At 65.0% G+C, this 15,980-nt stretch carries 17 protein-coding genes; 14 read left to right on the plus strand and 3 right to left on the minus strand.

Going from position 1 to position 15,980, the window contains the following annotated elements; genetic code table 11:
• Window positions 1–1,245, minus strand: coding sequence for a CynX/NimT family MFS transporter (locus WFK36_RS01795; protein ID WP_336789164.1), 1,245 nt, complete (start codon window positions 1,243–1,245; stop codon window positions 1–3).
• 57 nt (window positions 1,246–1,302) lie between these two features.
• Between WFK36_RS01795 and WFK36_RS01800 the strand changes: the two genes are divergently transcribed.
• The 6 genes from WFK36_RS01800 to WFK36_RS01825 all read left to right on the plus strand — a co-directional run bounded on the left by WFK36_RS01800 (window position 1,303) and on the right by WFK36_RS01825 (window position 7,655).
• Window positions 1,303–1,968, plus strand: a complete 666-nt coding sequence (locus tag WFK36_RS01800; RefSeq protein ID WP_336789166.1) for a FadR/GntR family transcriptional regulator — start codon at window positions 1,303–1,305, stop codon at window positions 1,966–1,968.
• A gap of 356 nt (window positions 1,969–2,324) precedes the next feature.
• Window positions 2,325–2,696 carry a 30S ribosomal protein S12 gene (gene rpsL, locus WFK36_RS01805; protein WP_008376090.1) on the plus strand — a complete coding sequence of 124 codons (372 nt, stop codon included), beginning with the start codon at window positions 2,325–2,327 and terminating at the stop codon, window positions 2,694–2,696.
• 3 nt (window positions 2,697–2,699) lie between these two features.
• Entirely contained in the window at window positions 2,700–3,170 is a 471-nt protein-coding gene (rpsG, locus tag WFK36_RS01810) for a 30S ribosomal protein S7 (protein WP_008376088.1), read from the plus strand.
• A gap of 103 nt (window positions 3,171–3,273) precedes the next feature.
• On the plus strand, window positions 3,274–5,391 hold the full coding sequence (gene fusA / locus WFK36_RS01815; RefSeq protein ID WP_336789171.1) for an elongation factor G: 2,118 nt from the start codon (window positions 3,274–3,276) through the stop codon (window positions 5,389–5,391).
• Window positions 5,392–5,567: 176 nt separating this feature from the next.
• Window positions 5,568–6,758: an elongation factor Tu gene (tuf, locus tag WFK36_RS01820; RefSeq protein WP_205329429.1), complete on the plus strand. Its 1,191-nt coding sequence runs from the start codon at window positions 5,568–5,570 to the stop codon at window positions 6,756–6,758.
• Window positions 6,759–6,842: 84 nt separating this feature from the next.
• Entirely contained in the window at window positions 6,843–7,655 is an 813-nt protein-coding gene (locus WFK36_RS01825; protein WP_336789175.1) for an SHOCT domain-containing protein, read from the plus strand.
• Here the strand turns inward: WFK36_RS01825 and WFK36_RS01830 are convergent.
• Window positions 7,652–8,596, minus strand: coding sequence for an EamA family transporter (locus WFK36_RS01830; protein WP_336789177.1), 945 nt, complete (start codon window positions 8,594–8,596; stop codon window positions 7,652–7,654). The two genes, WFK36_RS01825 and WFK36_RS01830, sit on opposite strands and share 4 nt — an antisense overlap.
• Window positions 8,597–8,651: 55 nt before the next feature.
• Here WFK36_RS01830 and WFK36_RS01835 point away from each other — a divergent pair, with 55 nt between their 5' ends.
• From WFK36_RS01835 to WFK36_RS01850, 4 genes are all read left to right on the plus strand, one after another.
• Complete coding sequence (locus WFK36_RS01835) at window positions 8,652–9,404, plus strand: alpha/beta fold hydrolase (protein ID WP_336789179.1); 753 nt, start codon at window positions 8,652–8,654, stop codon at window positions 9,402–9,404.
• 38 nt (window positions 9,405–9,442) lie between these two features.
• Entirely contained in the window at window positions 9,443–9,898 is a 456-nt protein-coding gene (locus tag WFK36_RS01840; protein ID WP_336789181.1) for a flavodoxin domain-containing protein, read from the plus strand.
• A gap of 75 nt (window positions 9,899–9,973) precedes the next feature.
• A complete protein-coding gene (locus tag WFK36_RS01845; RefSeq protein ID WP_336789183.1) occupies window positions 9,974–10,366 on the plus strand; it encodes a VOC family protein in 393 nt (130 codons plus the stop codon).
• Between the two features lie 120 nt (window positions 10,367–10,486).
• Window positions 10,487–10,717, plus strand: coding sequence for a hypothetical protein (locus WFK36_RS01850; protein WP_336789185.1), 231 nt, complete (start codon window positions 10,487–10,489; stop codon window positions 10,715–10,717).
• Between the two features lie 95 nt (window positions 10,718–10,812).
• Here the strand turns inward: WFK36_RS01850 and WFK36_RS01855 are convergent, their stop codons facing one another.
• Window positions 10,813–11,730 carry an oxygenase MpaB family protein gene (locus WFK36_RS01855; protein ID WP_336789187.1) on the minus strand — a complete coding sequence of 306 codons (918 nt, stop codon included), beginning with the start codon at window positions 11,728–11,730 and terminating at the stop codon, window positions 10,813–10,815.
• A gap of 360 nt (window positions 11,731–12,090) precedes the next feature.
• Here WFK36_RS01855 and WFK36_RS01860 point away from each other — a divergent pair, with 360 nt between their 5' ends.
• From WFK36_RS01860 to WFK36_RS01875, 4 genes are all read left to right on the plus strand, one after another.
• Complete coding sequence (locus WFK36_RS01860; RefSeq protein ID WP_336789189.1) at window positions 12,091–12,759, plus strand: hypothetical protein; 669 nt, start codon at window positions 12,091–12,093, stop codon at window positions 12,757–12,759.
• A 16-nt stretch (window positions 12,760–12,775) separates the two neighbouring features.
• Window positions 12,776–13,831 carry an o-succinylbenzoate synthase gene (locus WFK36_RS01865; protein WP_336789191.1) on the plus strand — a complete coding sequence of 352 codons (1,056 nt, stop codon included), beginning with the start codon at window positions 12,776–12,778 and terminating at the stop codon, window positions 13,829–13,831.
• A 214-nt stretch (window positions 13,832–14,045) separates the two neighbouring features.
• Window positions 14,046–15,386, plus strand: coding sequence for a cytochrome P450 (locus WFK36_RS01870; protein WP_008376068.1), 1,341 nt, complete (start codon window positions 14,046–14,048; stop codon window positions 15,384–15,386).
• Window positions 15,386–15,979: a TetR/AcrR family transcriptional regulator gene (locus WFK36_RS01875; RefSeq protein WP_008376066.1), complete on the plus strand. Its 594-nt coding sequence runs from the start codon at window positions 15,386–15,388 to the stop codon at window positions 15,977–15,979. Before WFK36_RS01870 ends, WFK36_RS01875 begins: the two co-directional genes overlap by 1 nt.
• Window position 15,980 lies beyond the last annotated feature (1 nt).

The following is a 15,980-nucleotide window of genomic DNA, read 5'->3' on the forward strand; positions in this document are numbered from 1 at the left end:
TCAGGCGTTCAGCTGGTCTTCGAGGTACCGCGGACGGCAGATAATCCAGGCGCCGCCCAGCATGACGACGGTCATCGCGGTGAGGAGCAGGAACGGTGCGCCCCATCCGTTGCTGACATCGTGGAGCACTCCGAACAGCATCGGGCCCGCGCAGGCGAGCAGGTAGCCGACGCCCTGCCCGAAGCCGGACAGCGACGCCGAGCCGGAGCTCGTCCGGGTGCGGACGTTGATCAGTGTCAACGCCATCGGAAAGGTCGTCGGTCCGAGACCGCACAGCAGGGCCCACAGCAACGGCGCCGAGAGCGGCGCCCACATCAGTCCGGCGAAGCCTGCGAGCCATGACGCCGCGAACAGCACGGTGAACCCGAAAGGATTCGCGAACCGGGTGCAGAGCCATGGAGCGATCAGCGTCGCCGCGAGCCCGATCGCAGAGAATGTCGCGACCATTCCGCCGCCGAGCGATTCGCTTCCGCCTGCGTCGGTCACGATCTTCGGCATCCAGGTGAACATGGCGTACGTGCAGGCGGATGTCATGCCGAACATCAGCGTCAGGCCCCACGCCATGGGCGTGCGCCACACGGGCAGCTTCGCGGCCTCCGTGGGTGCGCCGTCGGCCTCCGCCGCACGGCGCACGGCGGCCCGTCGCTCACGGACCACCCAGATCCACGGGCCGAGCGCGGCGAGCGGGACGATCGCCCAGACGGCGAGCGACGTCCGCCAGTCCGTCGCGTCTGCCAGCGGGATCGCGACGGCGGCCGGAACCATCGTGCCCATCTGCACGAACACGATGTACGCGGTGCTGATCGAAGCGATCCGGTCGGAGAAGTACCGCTTCACCAGCGGCGGGATCAGGATGTTTCCGATGCCCATTCCGAAGAGCGCGACGCACGACAGAAGGACCAGGACGGGAACGCTGCCGCTGAGGGCGCGAGTGCCGATGCCGATGCCGGTGATGATCACCGCGGCCAGAGTCACCTGCTCGATTCCGAACCGACGACCGAGTGCGGGCGACACGACTCCGGCGATGCCGAACGCCAACGTCGGCAGCATGCCGAGCAGACCGCTGACTGTGTCACTGAATCCCAAGTCGTCAGAGATCCGACCGAGGAGGGGAGTCAACGACGTCACGGCTGTCCGAAGGGTGAACGCGAACACCACGATGGCGATCAGGGTGACGATGCGGCCCCGCCAGACGCCCATGAGCGGTGTCGACGCGTCGGTCGCTGTGGAAGCAGTCGCAGTCATGCCAGAAATCATAGGATGAATGGTCGAATTGCTGCAAAGTGATTTACGCTGCAGGGTGTGCAGACCATCAAGCGACAGAGTCTCATCGCCCAGGTGACCGACCAACTGCGTGCGGAGATCGCGTCTGGGCGCTGGTCGGTGGGCGACCGGATCCCGACCGAGCCCGCGCTCTGTGACATGACCGGGACCGCCCGCAACACGGTCCGCGAAGCAGTGCAGTCGCTGGTTCATGCCGGCCTCCTCGAACGACGGCAGGGATCGGGCACCTACGTGATCGCCACCGACGAGCAGGAGGTCGCGTTCACCGACTTCTTCGCGGCGGCGCGCCGGCAGGATCTCATGGAACTGCGCGAGGCTCTTGAGGTGACGGCGGCGGGTCTGGCGGCCCGGCGTCGGGACGACGCCGACATCAACACGCTGCGTGTGGCGCAGGAGCTGCGCAACCGCGCATGGACCGGTGTGGTCGACCCCGACGTCGCGGTCGACACCGACGCACAACTGCATCGTGCCATCGTCGCGGCCAGTCACAACGACGTGTATCTGGAGTTCTACGACTCACTGCTTCCGGCGCTCCGGCAGTCGGTGGCGCAGCGTGATGTCGCGAGCGGGCCGTCGTACACCGATCTGCACGACGCGGTCGTCGACGCGGTGATCGCAGGCGACGAGAACGCGGCCCGCGCCGCAGCGCGTGACCTGCTCGCCGGGGTTGAGGAATTCGACTGATCACCCGTTGTCGTCAGACGTTCACGAGCCGTTGGGTGAGCTGTGTCAATGATTTTGACCTCGGTAAACCCGGGCGGTAAAGTATTTCGTCGGTGCCTGCCCACGGTAGGTGCTGCCCTCGATCGGGTCGGCGACGACAACACCGAACGAGGGTGTCGCGAATCCGCGCGAGCGTGTCTGACACGCCCGACCTCGGGGTAGCGATTCCATAGTTGACCGGCGCAAACGTGCCGGTGGGGCGAGTTGCGGACATCGCTCGGAGCGTAGAAATGCGACACCGACTGACGTGCCCGGAGCACCAACCGTGACTACACATCGGACCGGCGGGAGCCGGCCCACAAGGAGAAAAGAACTCAGTGCCAACGATTAACCAGCTGGTCCGCAAGGGCCGCAAGGACAAGGCGTCGATCAAGAAGACCGCCGCCCTCAAGGGGAGCCCGCAGCGACGCGGCGTGTGCACTCGCGTGTACACCACCACCCCGAAGAAGCCGAACTCCGCACTTCGTAAGGTCGCCCGCGTGCGCCTGACGAGTGGCGTCGAGGTCACCGCCTACATCCCGGGTGAGGGCCACAACCTGCAGGAGCACTCGATGGTGCTCGTCCGCGGCGGTCGTGTGAAGGACCTCCCGGGTGTTCGTTACCGCATCATCCGCGGCTCGCTCGACACCCAGGGTGTCAAGGACCGCAAGCAGGCACGCAGCCGCTACGGCGCCAAGAAGGGAAGCTAAGTCATGCCTCGTAAAGGACCCGCTCCCAAGCGCCCGCTGATCAACGACCCGGTTTACGGTTCGCCCCTGGTCACCCAGCTCGTCAACAAGATCCTGCTGGACGGCAAGAAGTCGACCGCCGAGCGCATCGTGTACGAAGCCCTCGAGCAGGCTCGCGAGAAGACCGGCACCGATCCGGTCGTCACCCTCAAGCGTGCGCTCGACAACGTCAAGCCCACCCTCGAGGTCAAGAGCCGCCGCGTCGGTGGCGCCACCTACCAGGTGCCGATCGAGGTCAAGCCCGGTCGCGCCAACACCCTCGCGCTCCGCTGGCTGGTGACGTTCAGCCGTCAGCGTCGTGAGAAGACCATGGTCGAGCGTCTCGCCAACGAGCTCCTCGACGCGTCGAACGGTCTCGGCGCTTCGGTGAAGCGTCGTGAGGACACTCACAAGATGGCCGAAGCCAACCGCGCCTTCGCTCACTACCGTTGGTGACTTTCTAGGACTGCCGGCCCGCCGGAGACTTCACTGTCTCCGGCGGTCGGGCATCCTGGAGACCACCCGCAGTCTTTAGTCCGAACTCTTCCGAAGGAACCACATGGCACAGGAAGTGCTGAACGACCTCAACAAGGTCCGCAACATCGGCATCATGGCGCACATCGACGCCGGTAAGACGACCACCACCGAGCGAATCCTGTTCTACACCGGTGTGAACTACAAGATCGGTGAGACCCACGACGGTGCGTCGACCACCGACTGGATGGAGCAGGAGAAGGAACGCGGCATCACGATCACGTCCGCCGCGGTCACCTGTTTCTGGAACAAGAACCAGATCAACATCATCGACACCCCCGGCCACGTCGACTTCACCGTCGAGGTCGAGCGTTCGCTGCGCGTCCTCGACGGCGCCGTCGCCGTCTTCGACGGCAAGGAAGGCGTCGAGCCGCAGTCGGAGCAGGTCTGGCGTCAGGCCGCCAAGTACGACGTCCCCCGCATCTGCTTCGTCAACAAGATGGACAAGATGGGCGCGGACTTCTACTTCACCGTGCAGACGATCATCGATCGTCTGGGCGCGAAGCCGCTGGTCATCCAGCTCCCGATCGGTGCCGAGGACGACTTCGTCGGTGTCGTCGACCTCATCGAGATGCGTGCACTGGTCTGGCCGGGCGACGCCAAGGGCGACGTGACGATGGGCGCCTCGTACGAGGTGCAGGAGATCCCCGCGGATCTCGCCGACAAGGCTGCCGAGTACCGCGAGAAGCTTCTCGAGACCGTCGCCGAGTCCGACGATGCGCTGATGGAGAAGTTCTTCGGCGGCGAGGAGCTCTCCGTCGAGGAGATCAAGGGCGCCATCCGCAAGATGACCGTCAACTCCGAGCTCTACCCGGTGCTGTGCGGCTCCGCGTTCAAGAACCGCGGTGTGCAGCCGATGCTCGACGCTGTGATCGACTTCCTCCCGACTCCGCTGGACATCGGCGAGGTGCACGGTCACGCCGTCAACAATGAAGAAGAAGAGCTGATCCGCAAGCCCAGCAAGGACGAGCCGTTCTCGGCTCTCGCCTTCAAGATCGCGGCTCATCCGTTCTTCGGCAAGCTCACCTTCGTCCGCGTCTACTCGGGCCAGCTCGAGCCGGGCACCCAGGTCCTCAATGCGACCAAGGGCAAGAAGGAGCGCATCGGCAAGCTGTTCCAGATGCACGCCAACAAGGAGATGCCCGTCGACGACGCGGTGGCCGGCCACATCTACGCGATGATCGGCCTCAAGGACACCACGACCGGCGACACCCTGTGTGATGCGGCGAACCCGATCGTTCTCGAGTCCATGACCTTCCCGGACCCGGTCATCAACGTCTCGATCGAGCCGAAGACCAAGGCCGACCAGGAGAAGCTGGGCACCGCGATCCAGAAGCTCGCTGAAGAGGACCCGACCTTCTCGGTCAAGCTCGACGAGGAGACCGGCCAGACCGTCATCGGCGGCATGGGCGAGCTTCACCTCGACATCCTCGTGGATCGCATGAAGCGCGAGTTCAAGGTCGAGGCCAACGTCGGCAAGCCGCAGGTCGCGTACCGCGAGACGATCCGCAAGACCGTCGAGAAGCACGAGTACACCCACAAGAAGCAGACGGGTGGCTCGGGCCAGTTCGCAAAGGTCATCGTCAAGCTGGAGCCCCTGGTCGACGCCGAAGACGGCGCGACCTACGAGTTCAACAACGCTGTTACCGGTGGCCGCGTTCCGCGTGAGTACATCCCTTCGGTGGATGCCGGTGCGCAGGACGCGATGCAGTACGGCGTTCTCGCCGGCTACCCGCTGGTCAACCTGAAGTTCAGTCTCATCGACGGTCAGTACCACGACGTCGACTCGTCTGAGATGGCCTTCAAGATCGCCGGTGCGCAGGCTCTGAAAGAAGCCGCACGCATGGCGCAGCCCGTCATCCTGGAGCCGATCATGGCCGTCGAGGTCACGACTCCGGAGGACTACATGGGCGACGTCATCGGCGACCTGAACTCCCGCCGTGGTCAGATCCAGGCCATGGAGGAGCGCAGCGGTGCTCGAGTCGTCAAGGCTCAGGTTCCGCTGTCGGAGATGTTCGGCTACATCGGAGACCTTCGGTCGAAGACTCAGGGCCGTGCAAACTACTCCATGGTCTTCGACTCGTACGCTGAAGTTCCGGCGAACGTGTCGAAGGAGATCATCGCCAAGGCGACAGGCGAGTAACCACTCGTCTGCCACCTCGGCGGAACCACGCCTCGGCGTGAAAGATCTAGAAATCTCCGCCGGCGACGCCCTGTCGTCGCCGGTGGGGGACAAGTAAAAGCCTCTCCGCGCACTGCGGAGAACCCATACGACTGTCGGGAACCACCCGGCACTCTTACAGTCCAGGAGGACAAAAAGTGGCGAAGGCGAAGTTCGAGCGGACCAAGCCGCACGTGAACATCGGCACCATCGGTCACGTCGACCACGGCAAGACCACCACCACGGCTGCCATCACCAAGGTTCTGGCGGACCAGTACCCGGACCTGAACGAGAGCTTCGCTTTCGATCAGATCGACAAGGCGCCTGAGGAGAAGGCTCGTGGTATCACGATCAACATCTCCCACGTCGAGTACCAGACGGAGAAGCGTCACTACGCTCACGTCGACGCTCCGGGTCACGCCGACTACATCAAGAACATGATCACCGGTGCTGCCCAGATGGACGGCGCGATCCTGGTCGTGGCAGCCACTGACGGCCCGATGCCGCAGACCCGTGAGCACGTCCTCCTGGCCCGCCAGGTCGGCGTTCCTTACATCCTCGTCGCACTGAACAAGGCTGACATGGTCGACGACGAAGAGATCATGGAACTCGTCGAGATGGAGGTCCGCGAACTGCTGGCCGCTCAGGAGTTCGACGAGGACGCACCGGTCGTTCCGATCTCGGCGCTGAAGGCGCTCGAGGGCGACGAGAAGTGGGTCAAGTCGATCCAGGACCTGATGGCTGCTGTCGACGAGTCGGTTCCGGACCCCGTCCGCGAGACCGAGAAGCCCTTCCTCATGCCCGTCGAGGACGTCTTCACGATCACCGGTCGTGGCACCGTCGTCACCGGTCGTGTCGAGCGTGGCGAGATCAACGTCAACGCTGAGGTCGAGATCGTCGGTATCCGCGAGAAGTCGCAGAAGACCACCGTCACCGGCATCGAGATGTTCCACAAGCTCCTCGACTCGGCACAGGCTGGCGACAACGCCGGTCTGCTGCTCCGTGGTCTGAAGCGTGAGGACGTCGAGCGCGGCCAGGTCATCGTTGCTCCCGGCACCACGACCCCGCACACCGAGTTCGAGGGCCAGGCGTACATCCTGTCGAAGGACGAGGGTGGCCGCCACACCCCGTTCTTCAACAACTACCGCCCGCAGTTCTACTTCCGCACCACGGACGTGACCGGCGTCGTGACCCTCCCCGAGGGCACCGAGATGGTCATGCCGGGCGACAACACCGAGATGAGCGTTGTGCTCATCCAGCCGGTCGCCATGGACGAGGGCCTGCGTTTCGCTATCCGCGAGGGTGGCCGCACCGTTGGTGCCGGCCGCGTCACCAAGATCGTCAAGTGATCTTGCTCTGACCTAGCGTCAGCAACACGAAACCCCGCTCCGACTTCGGTCGGAGCGGGGTTTCTGCTGCTCTACACTTCAACGATGTCGCCGTTCCTGAAAGTGTTTCTCAAGTCGTTGGCGTTCATGCTCGTCGCAGGCGCCGTCGGGCCCGCATTCCTGGTCATCTACTTCCTGCTGGGTGATGAGGGGCCGTCGTGGATGCTGTGGAACGGCATCGGTTGGACGGCCGTCGACGTCATCGCCGCGTACGCGTTTGCGCGTTTCACGGTGAACGGCGCCGCGCGGACCAGCGTCTTACAGACGTCCGGTGTCCCGGGTCTCGGCCACATCGTCGGCATGCATGAGACGGGGATGTTGATCAACGATCGCCGCGTCGTGAAGTTCACGCTGCGGGTCACCGGACCCCGAGTCTCCGAGTTCACGACCGAGGTGTCGTCGGCACTGCCCGTCATCGCATCGGGTGCCATCGCAAAGGGAGTGCTGGGTGTGTTCGTAGGCGACGACGGTGCGAGTGCATCGATCGACTGGGACGCGACCGGTCTCTACACGGGGACGATGCCCGCGAAGTTCGAATCGAGCGCAGACGGACGCACATACGATCTGACCGGCAACGCCGAAGCCCTGGTGCAGATCGTCGACGTGCTGCGACGCAACGGCATCGCGTTGAACTCGATGATCGACGTCCGAAGCAATCCTGCCGTCCGCGACGAAGTGATGGCGATAGTCCACCGATACGGCGATACCCCTGCGGCCGCGCCGTCGTCGTCGACTCCGCAGGCCGACACCCGGACCCTCACCCAACGCCTCACCGAACTCGACGCGCTCTTCTCCGGCGGCCGCATCACCCGCGAGGAGTACGGCCGCCTCCGAGCGAAGGCGATCGACAGCGGTTAGACCGGAACCGGCTCCGGTTCACCGGGCCGCTCGCCGAGTTTCACGACCACAACACCCGCGACGATGAGCGCGCCGCCCGCCAGTTGGATGGCCGCGGGGACCTCGCCGAGGAACATCCAGGCGGCGATGATCGCTGCGAGCACTTCGGCGAGCGCGACGAAGGATGCGAGACGCGGACCCAGACGTCGGGTGGCGGCGATGCCGGTCGCGTAAGCGAGAGCCGCGGTCACCAAGCCAAGGATCGCCATCGGCACCCACCACGGAGTGGTGTTGCCTGCTAATTGGACATCGTCGGTGGACATCGACATCGGCAGGACTCCGACCGCGCCGGACAGTCCGAGCATCACAGCGGCCGACAGCAAGCCTCCGGCTGCCATCGCAATGCCGGGAATCTCGGACGCCGAGTTCCCTGACATGACGAAGTACCCTGCGGCGCCGACCATGGCGCCGAGAGCCCACGCGACGCCCGCAGCGTCGAGAGACACCGATCCGAATATCTGGAGGACGAGTGTCAGTCCCGCCGCGGCGACGACGGCGCCGACGAAGGTGAGCAGAGTCGGTCGTTGGCGATGGCGAATCCACATCCACGCAATCACCACGACCGGCGCCGTGTACTCGATCAGGAGTGCGACGCCGACCTGAAGCGTCTGGACCGCATAGAAATAGCAGAGTTGCGGAACGGCGACGGCCAGGACGCCGTAGCCGACGAGGGATCCGATGACGCGTGGCTCGCGAAACGTGTGCCATCGCCCTGTCATCGAGATGGCCGCGGGGATCATCAGGGCCAGTGCACCGATCGTGATTCGAAGAGTCACCGCCGCGCCTGCGGTCCAGCCGATGTCGAGCAGGCTGCGCGCCATCGCCCCCGACAGCCCGAACGAGCAGGCCGACACGAGGGCGAATGCCAGGCCCGCGGTCAGGCGGGATGTGGAACTGAGCATTGACTCAGTATATGCCGAAGTGCGGTGTCGTCCGAACGAGTTCTACGCTTGAGCAATGCGTGTGGATCATCAGGTGTCAGGTCGCGGTAGGCCGCCGTTGGCGATGACGCTGTCCGGACCGCTCGATGGGACCGTCCCGGTGATCCTCGTCCACGGCATGGGTGGGGATCGGTCTACCTGGAGGCCTCTCGCGCGCGAGCTGCGCGGTCGTGGACGGACGGTTGCCAGCTTCGATCTCCGTGGCCACGGGCTGACCGGCCGGAGCGACTCCTATCTCCTCAACGACTTCCGAGATGACCTCGGTGCCGTCGTCGATCACCTCGGAGCGCAGAAGGTGGACCTCGTCGGCCACTCGCTGGGTGCACACACGGCTCTTCGATACGCGATGTCGCAGCCGGACCGAGTGCGCCGGATGGTGCTCGAGGAAGTGCCGCCGATGCCGCGAGACGACCACGATCTCGCAGAAGCGATCACCCCGTCGGCGACTCTCGGGGAGCGGATTCGCGGTGTCGGAGCCCTGGTTCGCAACCCAGGGCCCTTCCTGCGATTCGACCGCGCCCTCGGTGGCCCGGTGACCGATGCGTTCGCCGTTGTCGAACCGGATTGGTGGTGTGCCCTGTCGCGGGTGACCGCACCCACTCTGGTGGTCTCCGGTGGTCAGCGAAGCTTCCTGCCGCCGCGGCACCTTCGCGACGTCGCCTACGCGCTCCCCGCCGGTGATTTCATGACGATCGATGCAGGTCACAGTGTTCATCGGGATCGTCCTCGGGAGTTCGTCGGCGCGACGGTGGCGCACCTCGACGTCTGACGGTGGCGGTTCGGCTGTTCGAATGCGACGATCGAGCCATGACTGCGCTCATCATCTGCACGTCCAAGTCGAACGGAAGCACCATGCGCGTCGCCGACGAGCTGGCGTCGGTGTTGGGTGCGAGGGTCGTGTCGCCTGAGACGGTCACCGACTCCGACATCGAGCGGGCCGATCTGGTGGGGTGGGGATCGGGCATCTACTGGATGTCGTTCGCGCCGGAACTGGTCGCCAGGGTCGAAGCGTTGTCGGAGCGCGATCGCGGTCGGGCGTTCGTCTTCGCGACCAGCGGGATGCCGGAGACTCCGCTGCGCCGCTACACGGCGAACATGCGTGCACTGCTGGCCAGTCGCGGCTTCTCGGTGGTCGACGACGTGTTCCACTGCCGCGGCCTCGACACGATGGGGCCGTTGGGTTGGATCGGCGGTGTCAACAAGGGGCATCCGTCGGAAACTGACCTCGCCGCGGCTCGCGAGTACGCGCGGAGACTCGCCTGACGTGCGCCACACTCTCGACACGTCCCCGCTCGGCGTCATCTCACGGCGCTGGCCGATCAACTCGAATGGAGCAACATGAAAGCGCGCATCGAACTCACGAGCGTCTTCGTCGACGATCAGGCCAAGGCTGAGGCCTTCTACACAGAAAAGCTCGGCTTCGTCGTCAAGAACGACGTCCCCACCGGCCCGTTCCGGTGGCTCACGGTGGTCAGTGGCGACGTTCCCGACGGTCCGGAGCTGCTTCTCGAACCGAACGAACATCCGGCCGCGCAGGCGTATCAGGCTGCCTTGGTTGCGGACGGGATCCCGTGTGCGTCGTTCAAGGTCGACGACGTTCGGGTCGCCTGCGCCGAGTTGGTGGCGGCGGGGGTTGCAGTAGTGAGCGAACCGATGGAGTCGGGGCCCGTCACGGTGGCCGTCCTCGATGACACGTGCGGCAACTTCATTCAGTTGGTCAGCGATAATTGAGCCCTGAACTGGGGTTTTGATTTTCACACCTTCGCCTCAGATGTCGCGGTCCGTCCGTCGTATTCAATGACGGCAGACGGAAGCCACTGGAGTTTCCGGCGTCGAGAAACAAGGTGTGTGATGTTTGTTTCGGTTCTGGTCGTGATGGGGATCCTCGCCTTCGCGGCGATCGTCGGCAGCGCTGCGGGGCGTGCCGAGCCGCGGCGGTCGTTCGGCTCTGGGGCGCGTCGGGGGCCCGACTCCGGAAGCAGTTGGGGCTGGGGTGGTGACGGCGGCAGCGGCTGGGGCGGCGACGGAGGTGGCGGAAGCTGTGGCGACTCCGGTGGCGGTGATGGAGGCGGCTGCAGCTGACGCTTCGCTCGAATGATCCTGAGATCGGTCCGTTCATCGATGTTCGACGACACATTGTCGTCGGTGCTCGGTGAGCGGACCGATCTTTGGACTGACTAGCCGTTGTGAAGCTTGCGTGGGTCGACGCCGACTCGATCCCAGCCCTCGTTGGCCCACGACAGGTACAGCCACTTCCGCGGCAACCGGTTGATCACGGGGTTGATCGACCGCATGAATCCTGCGAAGCGATCGAAGTTGCGCTGCCTGCGCTCATTCCACTCCAGTTCGCAGACGTCCCGCATCTGCTGGGGGAGTGTTCCGACGACGACTGTCCGAATGAACCCGTTGAGCGGGGCGCTCGCGATCCGCCACACAGGTGCCGGGATCCATTTCGGCCCGGGCACGCCTTTCCGGATGTATCCCGTCGCGTAGACGATCGTCCGAGTCGGCACGAACTTGTCGAGCATCGAGTTCCAGTACTCGACGAACTCGTCGTATGTCTGCGGTTGGCTTCGCGCGGACACTCCGTACAGCTGGTACCAGACCTTGCTCTCCTCGAAGATCTGCACCTTCTCGTCGTACGAGAGACGTCGGATGAAGGTGTCGGTGATGAACAGCGCCTGGTCGAGGAATGTCGCGTGCGCCCAGTAGAACAACTCCGGGTTCAGTGCGTGATAACGCGAGCCGTCGCTGATCGTCCCCTTGATGTCTCGATGGAAGTCGCGAACCATCCGGCCCCACTTGTGCGGGTCGTCGGAGTAGATGGTCCGCATGATCGGCGGCCCGCTGCGCTGGGCGCGACCGATGAAGTCGTTGAAGATCACCGAGTGGTCCTCAACGCCCTGGGCGAGCTGCTCGATGCAGTTCTCGGTGCCGGCGAGTCGCTGGAAACCGAGGACGCCGCGAACGTCTCCGTAGAACTTCCACACCAGCGAGTCCGCGCCGAGTCGGAGATCGAGGGTGTCGATGTCGACGTCGTCGACCGGCGCGGGCTCCGCTTCACGGACGTGCGTGTCGAAGTCGGTTGAGGTCATGTCGTGACTGTAACGCGACTTTGGCACAAATTCTAGAGTTCGTTTCAAACTGGCAGGTGCCATCCGGAGGGTCACGAATGTGCGTTTCGGCCGGATATGCCAGGGGGGCGACGCTACGATTCGGTCATGACCAGCCCTCAGGACCCGCATTCGGGTCGGCCGTCCGAATCTGAGACCCGCGTCCAGTTCTCTCGGGGTGGTACCGGTCGACACGCGAGTACCTCCGAGTCGACCTCGCCGCAGCCGTGGGCCGCTACGCGCCCGACGCATCGACACGCGGCGGTCCCGCCGCAATCGCCCTATCCGCCCGTCCCTTACCCGCGGGCGGACCTGCAGTCGGAGCCCCAACCGTTTCCAGGTGTGCAATATCCGATCGCTGCTGAACGGTCGCCGAGCGCGGGCCGCTCCCTCGGCCGCGCGATGGCTTTTGCGATCGGAGTGCTCGGTGCGTACATGATCGTCGACCTGCTGACGAGCGTCGGGACGTTCTTCCTCTCTAAGGCCGCGGATGACCCCATCGGCAACTCGGTCCTGCATCGAGTGATTCCCTGGTTGTGGATGATTCCAGTCGTGGCGATTGCGGTTGGGCTGGTCGCCGCAGCGGACCCGGCGGTTCGGTCGCGAGGCGCAGCAGCGGGCGCTGCGGCCCTCGCGGTGGTCGTATCCGCATTCCACTCTGCAGCCCTGACCGTCGAAGCGGTCGTTGGCTTCGTGTACGACATGAGTGACGGCAGTCTCGCTGTGTATCGGATCTTGCTCGCCACGACGTTTGCGGCGCTGGTCGCCGGATGGATCTTCGGCCATCGGCGCAGCCTCGCCGGGCTGATCATCGTCCCGTTCGCCGGCGCCGCAATGTATTGGGTGAACGATCTGGTCGGCTACAGCATCAACTTCGATCTGGAGTCGCTCGCGGACTGGCTCGCCTCCTGCTTCACATTCACCGCCGCGTACATCGCGGTCGCCGTCGCCTTCTGTTGGCTGGCCGTCGGGATCGACAAACTCGCGGCGCCGCAGCAGCCGAGGTATTGATCGATACCCTGGGCGCATGGTGTTCTCGCAGCCCTCAGGGAAGAACAAGGAGTCGTTGTTCGGCTCGTCCGACAAGCGCAACCCGACACCGACGTTCCGGTTGAAGCCGAAAGACACGCCTCCGCCGTCGATGCCGACGGCCGACGACCTGATCGACACGGCACGTGTGGTCGCACTGCCGATGCGGACGAAGTTCCGCGGCATCACCGTCCGCGAGGCGCTGCTGTTCAAGGGCCCTGCGGGGTGGGGTGAGTTCGCGCCGTTCCCCGAGTACAACGACGCCGAGGCCAGGATGTGGCTCGCGGCCGGAATCGAGGCGGCCTTCCTCGGGGCGCCCGAGCCGCTGCGCGACACCGTGGCGGTCAACGCGACAGTGCCCGCGGTGCCTGCCGATGAGGTGGCCGCGATCATCGCACGCTATCCCGGGGCGACGACGGTGAAGGTGAAGGTCGCCGAGCCCGGTCAGACTCTCGCCGACGACGTCGACCGAGTCGCGGCCGCACGCGAACTCGTCTCCACGGTGCGCGTCGACGCGAACGGGGCATGGACCGTCGACGAGGCTGTCGAGGCCATCGCCGCCATCGGCGACGTCGAATACGTCGAGCAGCCGTGCCGGACGGTCGAGGAGCTCGCCCAGGTGCGGAAGTCGGTCAAGGCGTTGATCGCCGCTGACGAGTCGATCCGCCGGTCGACCGATCCGATGCGCGTCGCGAAGGCGGGCGCGGCGGACATCGCGGTCCTCAAGGTCGCGCCCCTCGGCGGGATGCGTTCACTGATCAAGCTGGCCGGTCGGCTGCCGATGGACGTCGTGGTATCGAGCGCGCTCGACACGGCTGTCGGGATGTCCGCCGGTGTCGCCGCAGCCGCCGCGTTGCCGAACCTGCACCGAGCATGCGGACTCGGCACCGGCGCGATGTTCACGCGCGACGTCGCAGTTCCGTTCCGAGTCCACGAGGGCGCCGTCGAACTGCGGAGTGTCGCGCCGTCGGACGACGCGCCGCTCGCTTCGCCCGATCGCACCGCCTGGTGGCACGACCGTCTTCGTCGGTGCCACGCGGAACTGATGCGTTAGGAGCGCTGTTTATGTTCCCCGAGCGCAGTCGAGGGGTGTACGGCGTGGCGTCTCGACTGCGCTCGACGAGCGGAGGGGGACTGCGCTCGACGGGCGGGGGGGACTGCGCTCGGTGGACACCGATGAGACGAACACTAGAAACAATCTCAAGAATCTGTTCCAATGGGTGAGAGCGGAGTCACAGGTGACGACGCGCCCGTAGGAGGAGATCTCAATGGCGACACCGATTCTCGCGCAGCCCGACGTCGACAGCGGCTTGCGTCCCGTGCCCGTCACCAACCGCAACGGAGTGCTCGAGATCCTGCGGATGCGCCGCGACCCGTTCTCGTTCGCCGACGAGAAGCGGCTCCGATTCGGTGAGGTGTCGGGCATGAACGCGCTCGGCATCCGCATGGTCACGTGCAGCGGACCGGAAGCGGCGAACGAGATCCTGATGAACAAAGACCGTGCGTTCGCCAACGCGCCCGCGTGGAGCTACTTCATCGGCCCGTTCTTCAATCGGGGCGTCATGCTCCTCGACTTCGACGAGCACCGGCACCATCGCCACATCCTGCAGCAGGCCTTCACACCGAAGGTGCTCAAGGGCTACATGGACGAGATGCAGCCGATGATCGCCGAGCGGATGACCCGCTTCCCGACGGGCAAGGTGTTGATGCTCAGCGAGTTCAAACAGTTGACCCTCGACGTCGCGCTGGAAGTGTTCCTCGGACTCGAACTCCCCAAGCCGGAGGCGGACCGCCTCAACAAGGCGTTCATCGAGACCGTCCGGGCCGGAGTCGCATTCGTCCGCAAACCGGTGCCCGGCGGCCGGTGGTGGAAGGGCGTCCGGTCCCGCAAGATCCTCGAAGACTTCTTCTACGAGCACATCCCGGCCAAGCGGGCCGAGCAGACGCCCGATCTGTTCTCGGTGCTCTGCCACGCGGAGAGCGACGACGGGGACCGGTTCACCGACGAGGACGTCGTCAATCACATGATCTTCGTCCTGATGGCCGCTCACGACACCTCGACCATCACGATGTCGCAGATGGCGTACCACATGGCGAAGCACCCGGAATGGCAACAGCGCGCGAGGGAGGAGTCCCTCGCGCTCGGCGAACACCTCACCTACGACGACCTCGCGTCGATGGAGGCGATCGACCTGATTATGAAGGAGTCGCTGCGGATGTGTCCGCCCGTCCCGGCGCAGCCGCGAATGGCGATCAAAGACACGCAGGTGCAAGGCTTCTTCATCCCGAAGGGGACGATGGTCGTCGTCCCTCAGATGGCAAACCACCGCCGCCGCGACATCTTCTCGCACCCGGACATGTTCGACCCCGAACGGTTCTCCGCCGATCGCGCCGAGGACAAGGCGCATCGCATGGCGTGGATGCCGTTCGGCGGAGGCGTCCACAAGTGCATCGGCCTCTACTTCGGGCAGATGGAGATCAAGACGATCATGCATCACCTGCTCCGCGGCTACGAGTGGTCCGTTCCGGCCGACTACGTCATGCCGATGGACTACAGCGCGCTCCCGGTTCCGAAGGACAAGCTGCCCGTCACGATGCGGCGTCGTTGATGGCCCAGTCCACGCGTAAACCCCGCGTCACCGCGTCGCCGTCCGTCCAAGAGGAGGCGATCCTCGAAGCAGCCGCGGCCGAGTTCACGGCGGTCGGTGTCCGCCGGGCCAACATGGACGAGGTAGCGAGGGTCGCCGGAGTCAGCCGGTCGACGCTGTACCGTCGCTTCCCCAACAAGGACAACCTGCTGCTGGCCGTCGCCAACCGCACATTCGAGAACGGCATGGCGCGGATCGAGCGAGGTGTCGCGGGTCTCGGACCGTCCGACGCCGTCATCGAGGCGTTCGCGACAGGCGCGGACATGGTCGAGAACGATCCGTTGTTGCGCCGCGTGGTTTTCGAGGACGTCGAGATCCGCAGCATCACCGCCACTGTCAGCTCGCTGTTCATCGCGATGATCACCGACCGGGTCGCGACCACGCTGCGTCGAGCGGGGGCGACCATGCCCGACGACGACCTCCGCCAAGCCGTCGAACTGCACGTGCGGCTGGTGACGTCGTTCCTCGAGGTCCCAGTCGACGAACCCGAACGCCGAACACCCGAGTACGCGCGGAATCTCGCCGCGAAATTCCTCGCCCCGATGATCTACTGAT

It is taken from the genome of Gordonia malaquae (assembly GCF_037148075.1).
In the GTDB taxonomy this organism is placed as follows: domain Bacteria; phylum Actinomycetota; class Actinomycetes; order Mycobacteriales; family Mycobacteriaceae; genus Gordonia; species Gordonia malaquae.

Bases quoted from the DNA above. Each gene is read 5' to 3' on its own strand.
- WFK36_RS01845 (WP_336789183.1), top strand. From the start codon at position 9,974: ATGAAAGCGCGCATCGAACTCACGAGCGTCTTCGTCGACGATCAGGCC.
- WFK36_RS01870 (WP_008376068.1), top strand. From the start codon at position 14,046: ATGGCGACACCGATTCTCGCGCAGCCCGACGTCGACAGCGGCTTGCGT.
- WFK36_RS01825 (WP_336789175.1), top strand. From the start codon at position 6,843: ATGTCGCCGTTCCTGAAAGTGTTTCTCAAGTCGTTGGCGTTCATGCTC.
- WFK36_RS01850 (WP_336789185.1), top strand. From the start codon at position 10,487: ATGTTTGTTTCGGTTCTGGTCGTGATGGGGATCCTCGCCTTCGCGGCG.
- WFK36_RS01795 (WP_336789164.1), bottom strand. From the start codon at position 1,245: ATGACTGCGACTGCTTCCACAGCGACCGACGCGTCGACACCGCTCATG.
- fusA (WP_336789171.1), top strand. From the start codon at position 3,274: ATGGCACAGGAAGTGCTGAACGACCTCAACAAGGTCCGCAACATCGGC.
- WFK36_RS01830 (WP_336789177.1), bottom strand. From the start codon at position 8,596: ATGCTCAGTTCCACATCCCGCCTGACCGCGGGCCTGGCATTCGCCCTC.
- WFK36_RS01840 (WP_336789181.1), top strand. From the start codon at position 9,443: ATGACTGCGCTCATCATCTGCACGTCCAAGTCGAACGGAAGCACCATG.
- WFK36_RS01865 (WP_336789191.1), top strand. From the start codon at position 12,776: ATGGTGTTCTCGCAGCCCTCAGGGAAGAACAAGGAGTCGTTGTTCGGC.
- rpsG (WP_008376088.1), top strand. From the start codon at position 2,700: ATGCCTCGTAAAGGACCCGCTCCCAAGCGCCCGCTGATCAACGACCCG.
- WFK36_RS01835 (WP_336789179.1), top strand. From the start codon at position 8,652: ATGCGTGTGGATCATCAGGTGTCAGGTCGCGGTAGGCCGCCGTTGGCG.
- WFK36_RS01855 (WP_336789187.1), bottom strand. From the start codon at position 11,730: ATGACCTCAACCGACTTCGACACGCACGTCCGTGAAGCGGAGCCCGCG.
- WFK36_RS01875 (WP_008376066.1), top strand. From the start codon at position 15,386: ATGGCCCAGTCCACGCGTAAACCCCGCGTCACCGCGTCGCCGTCCGTC.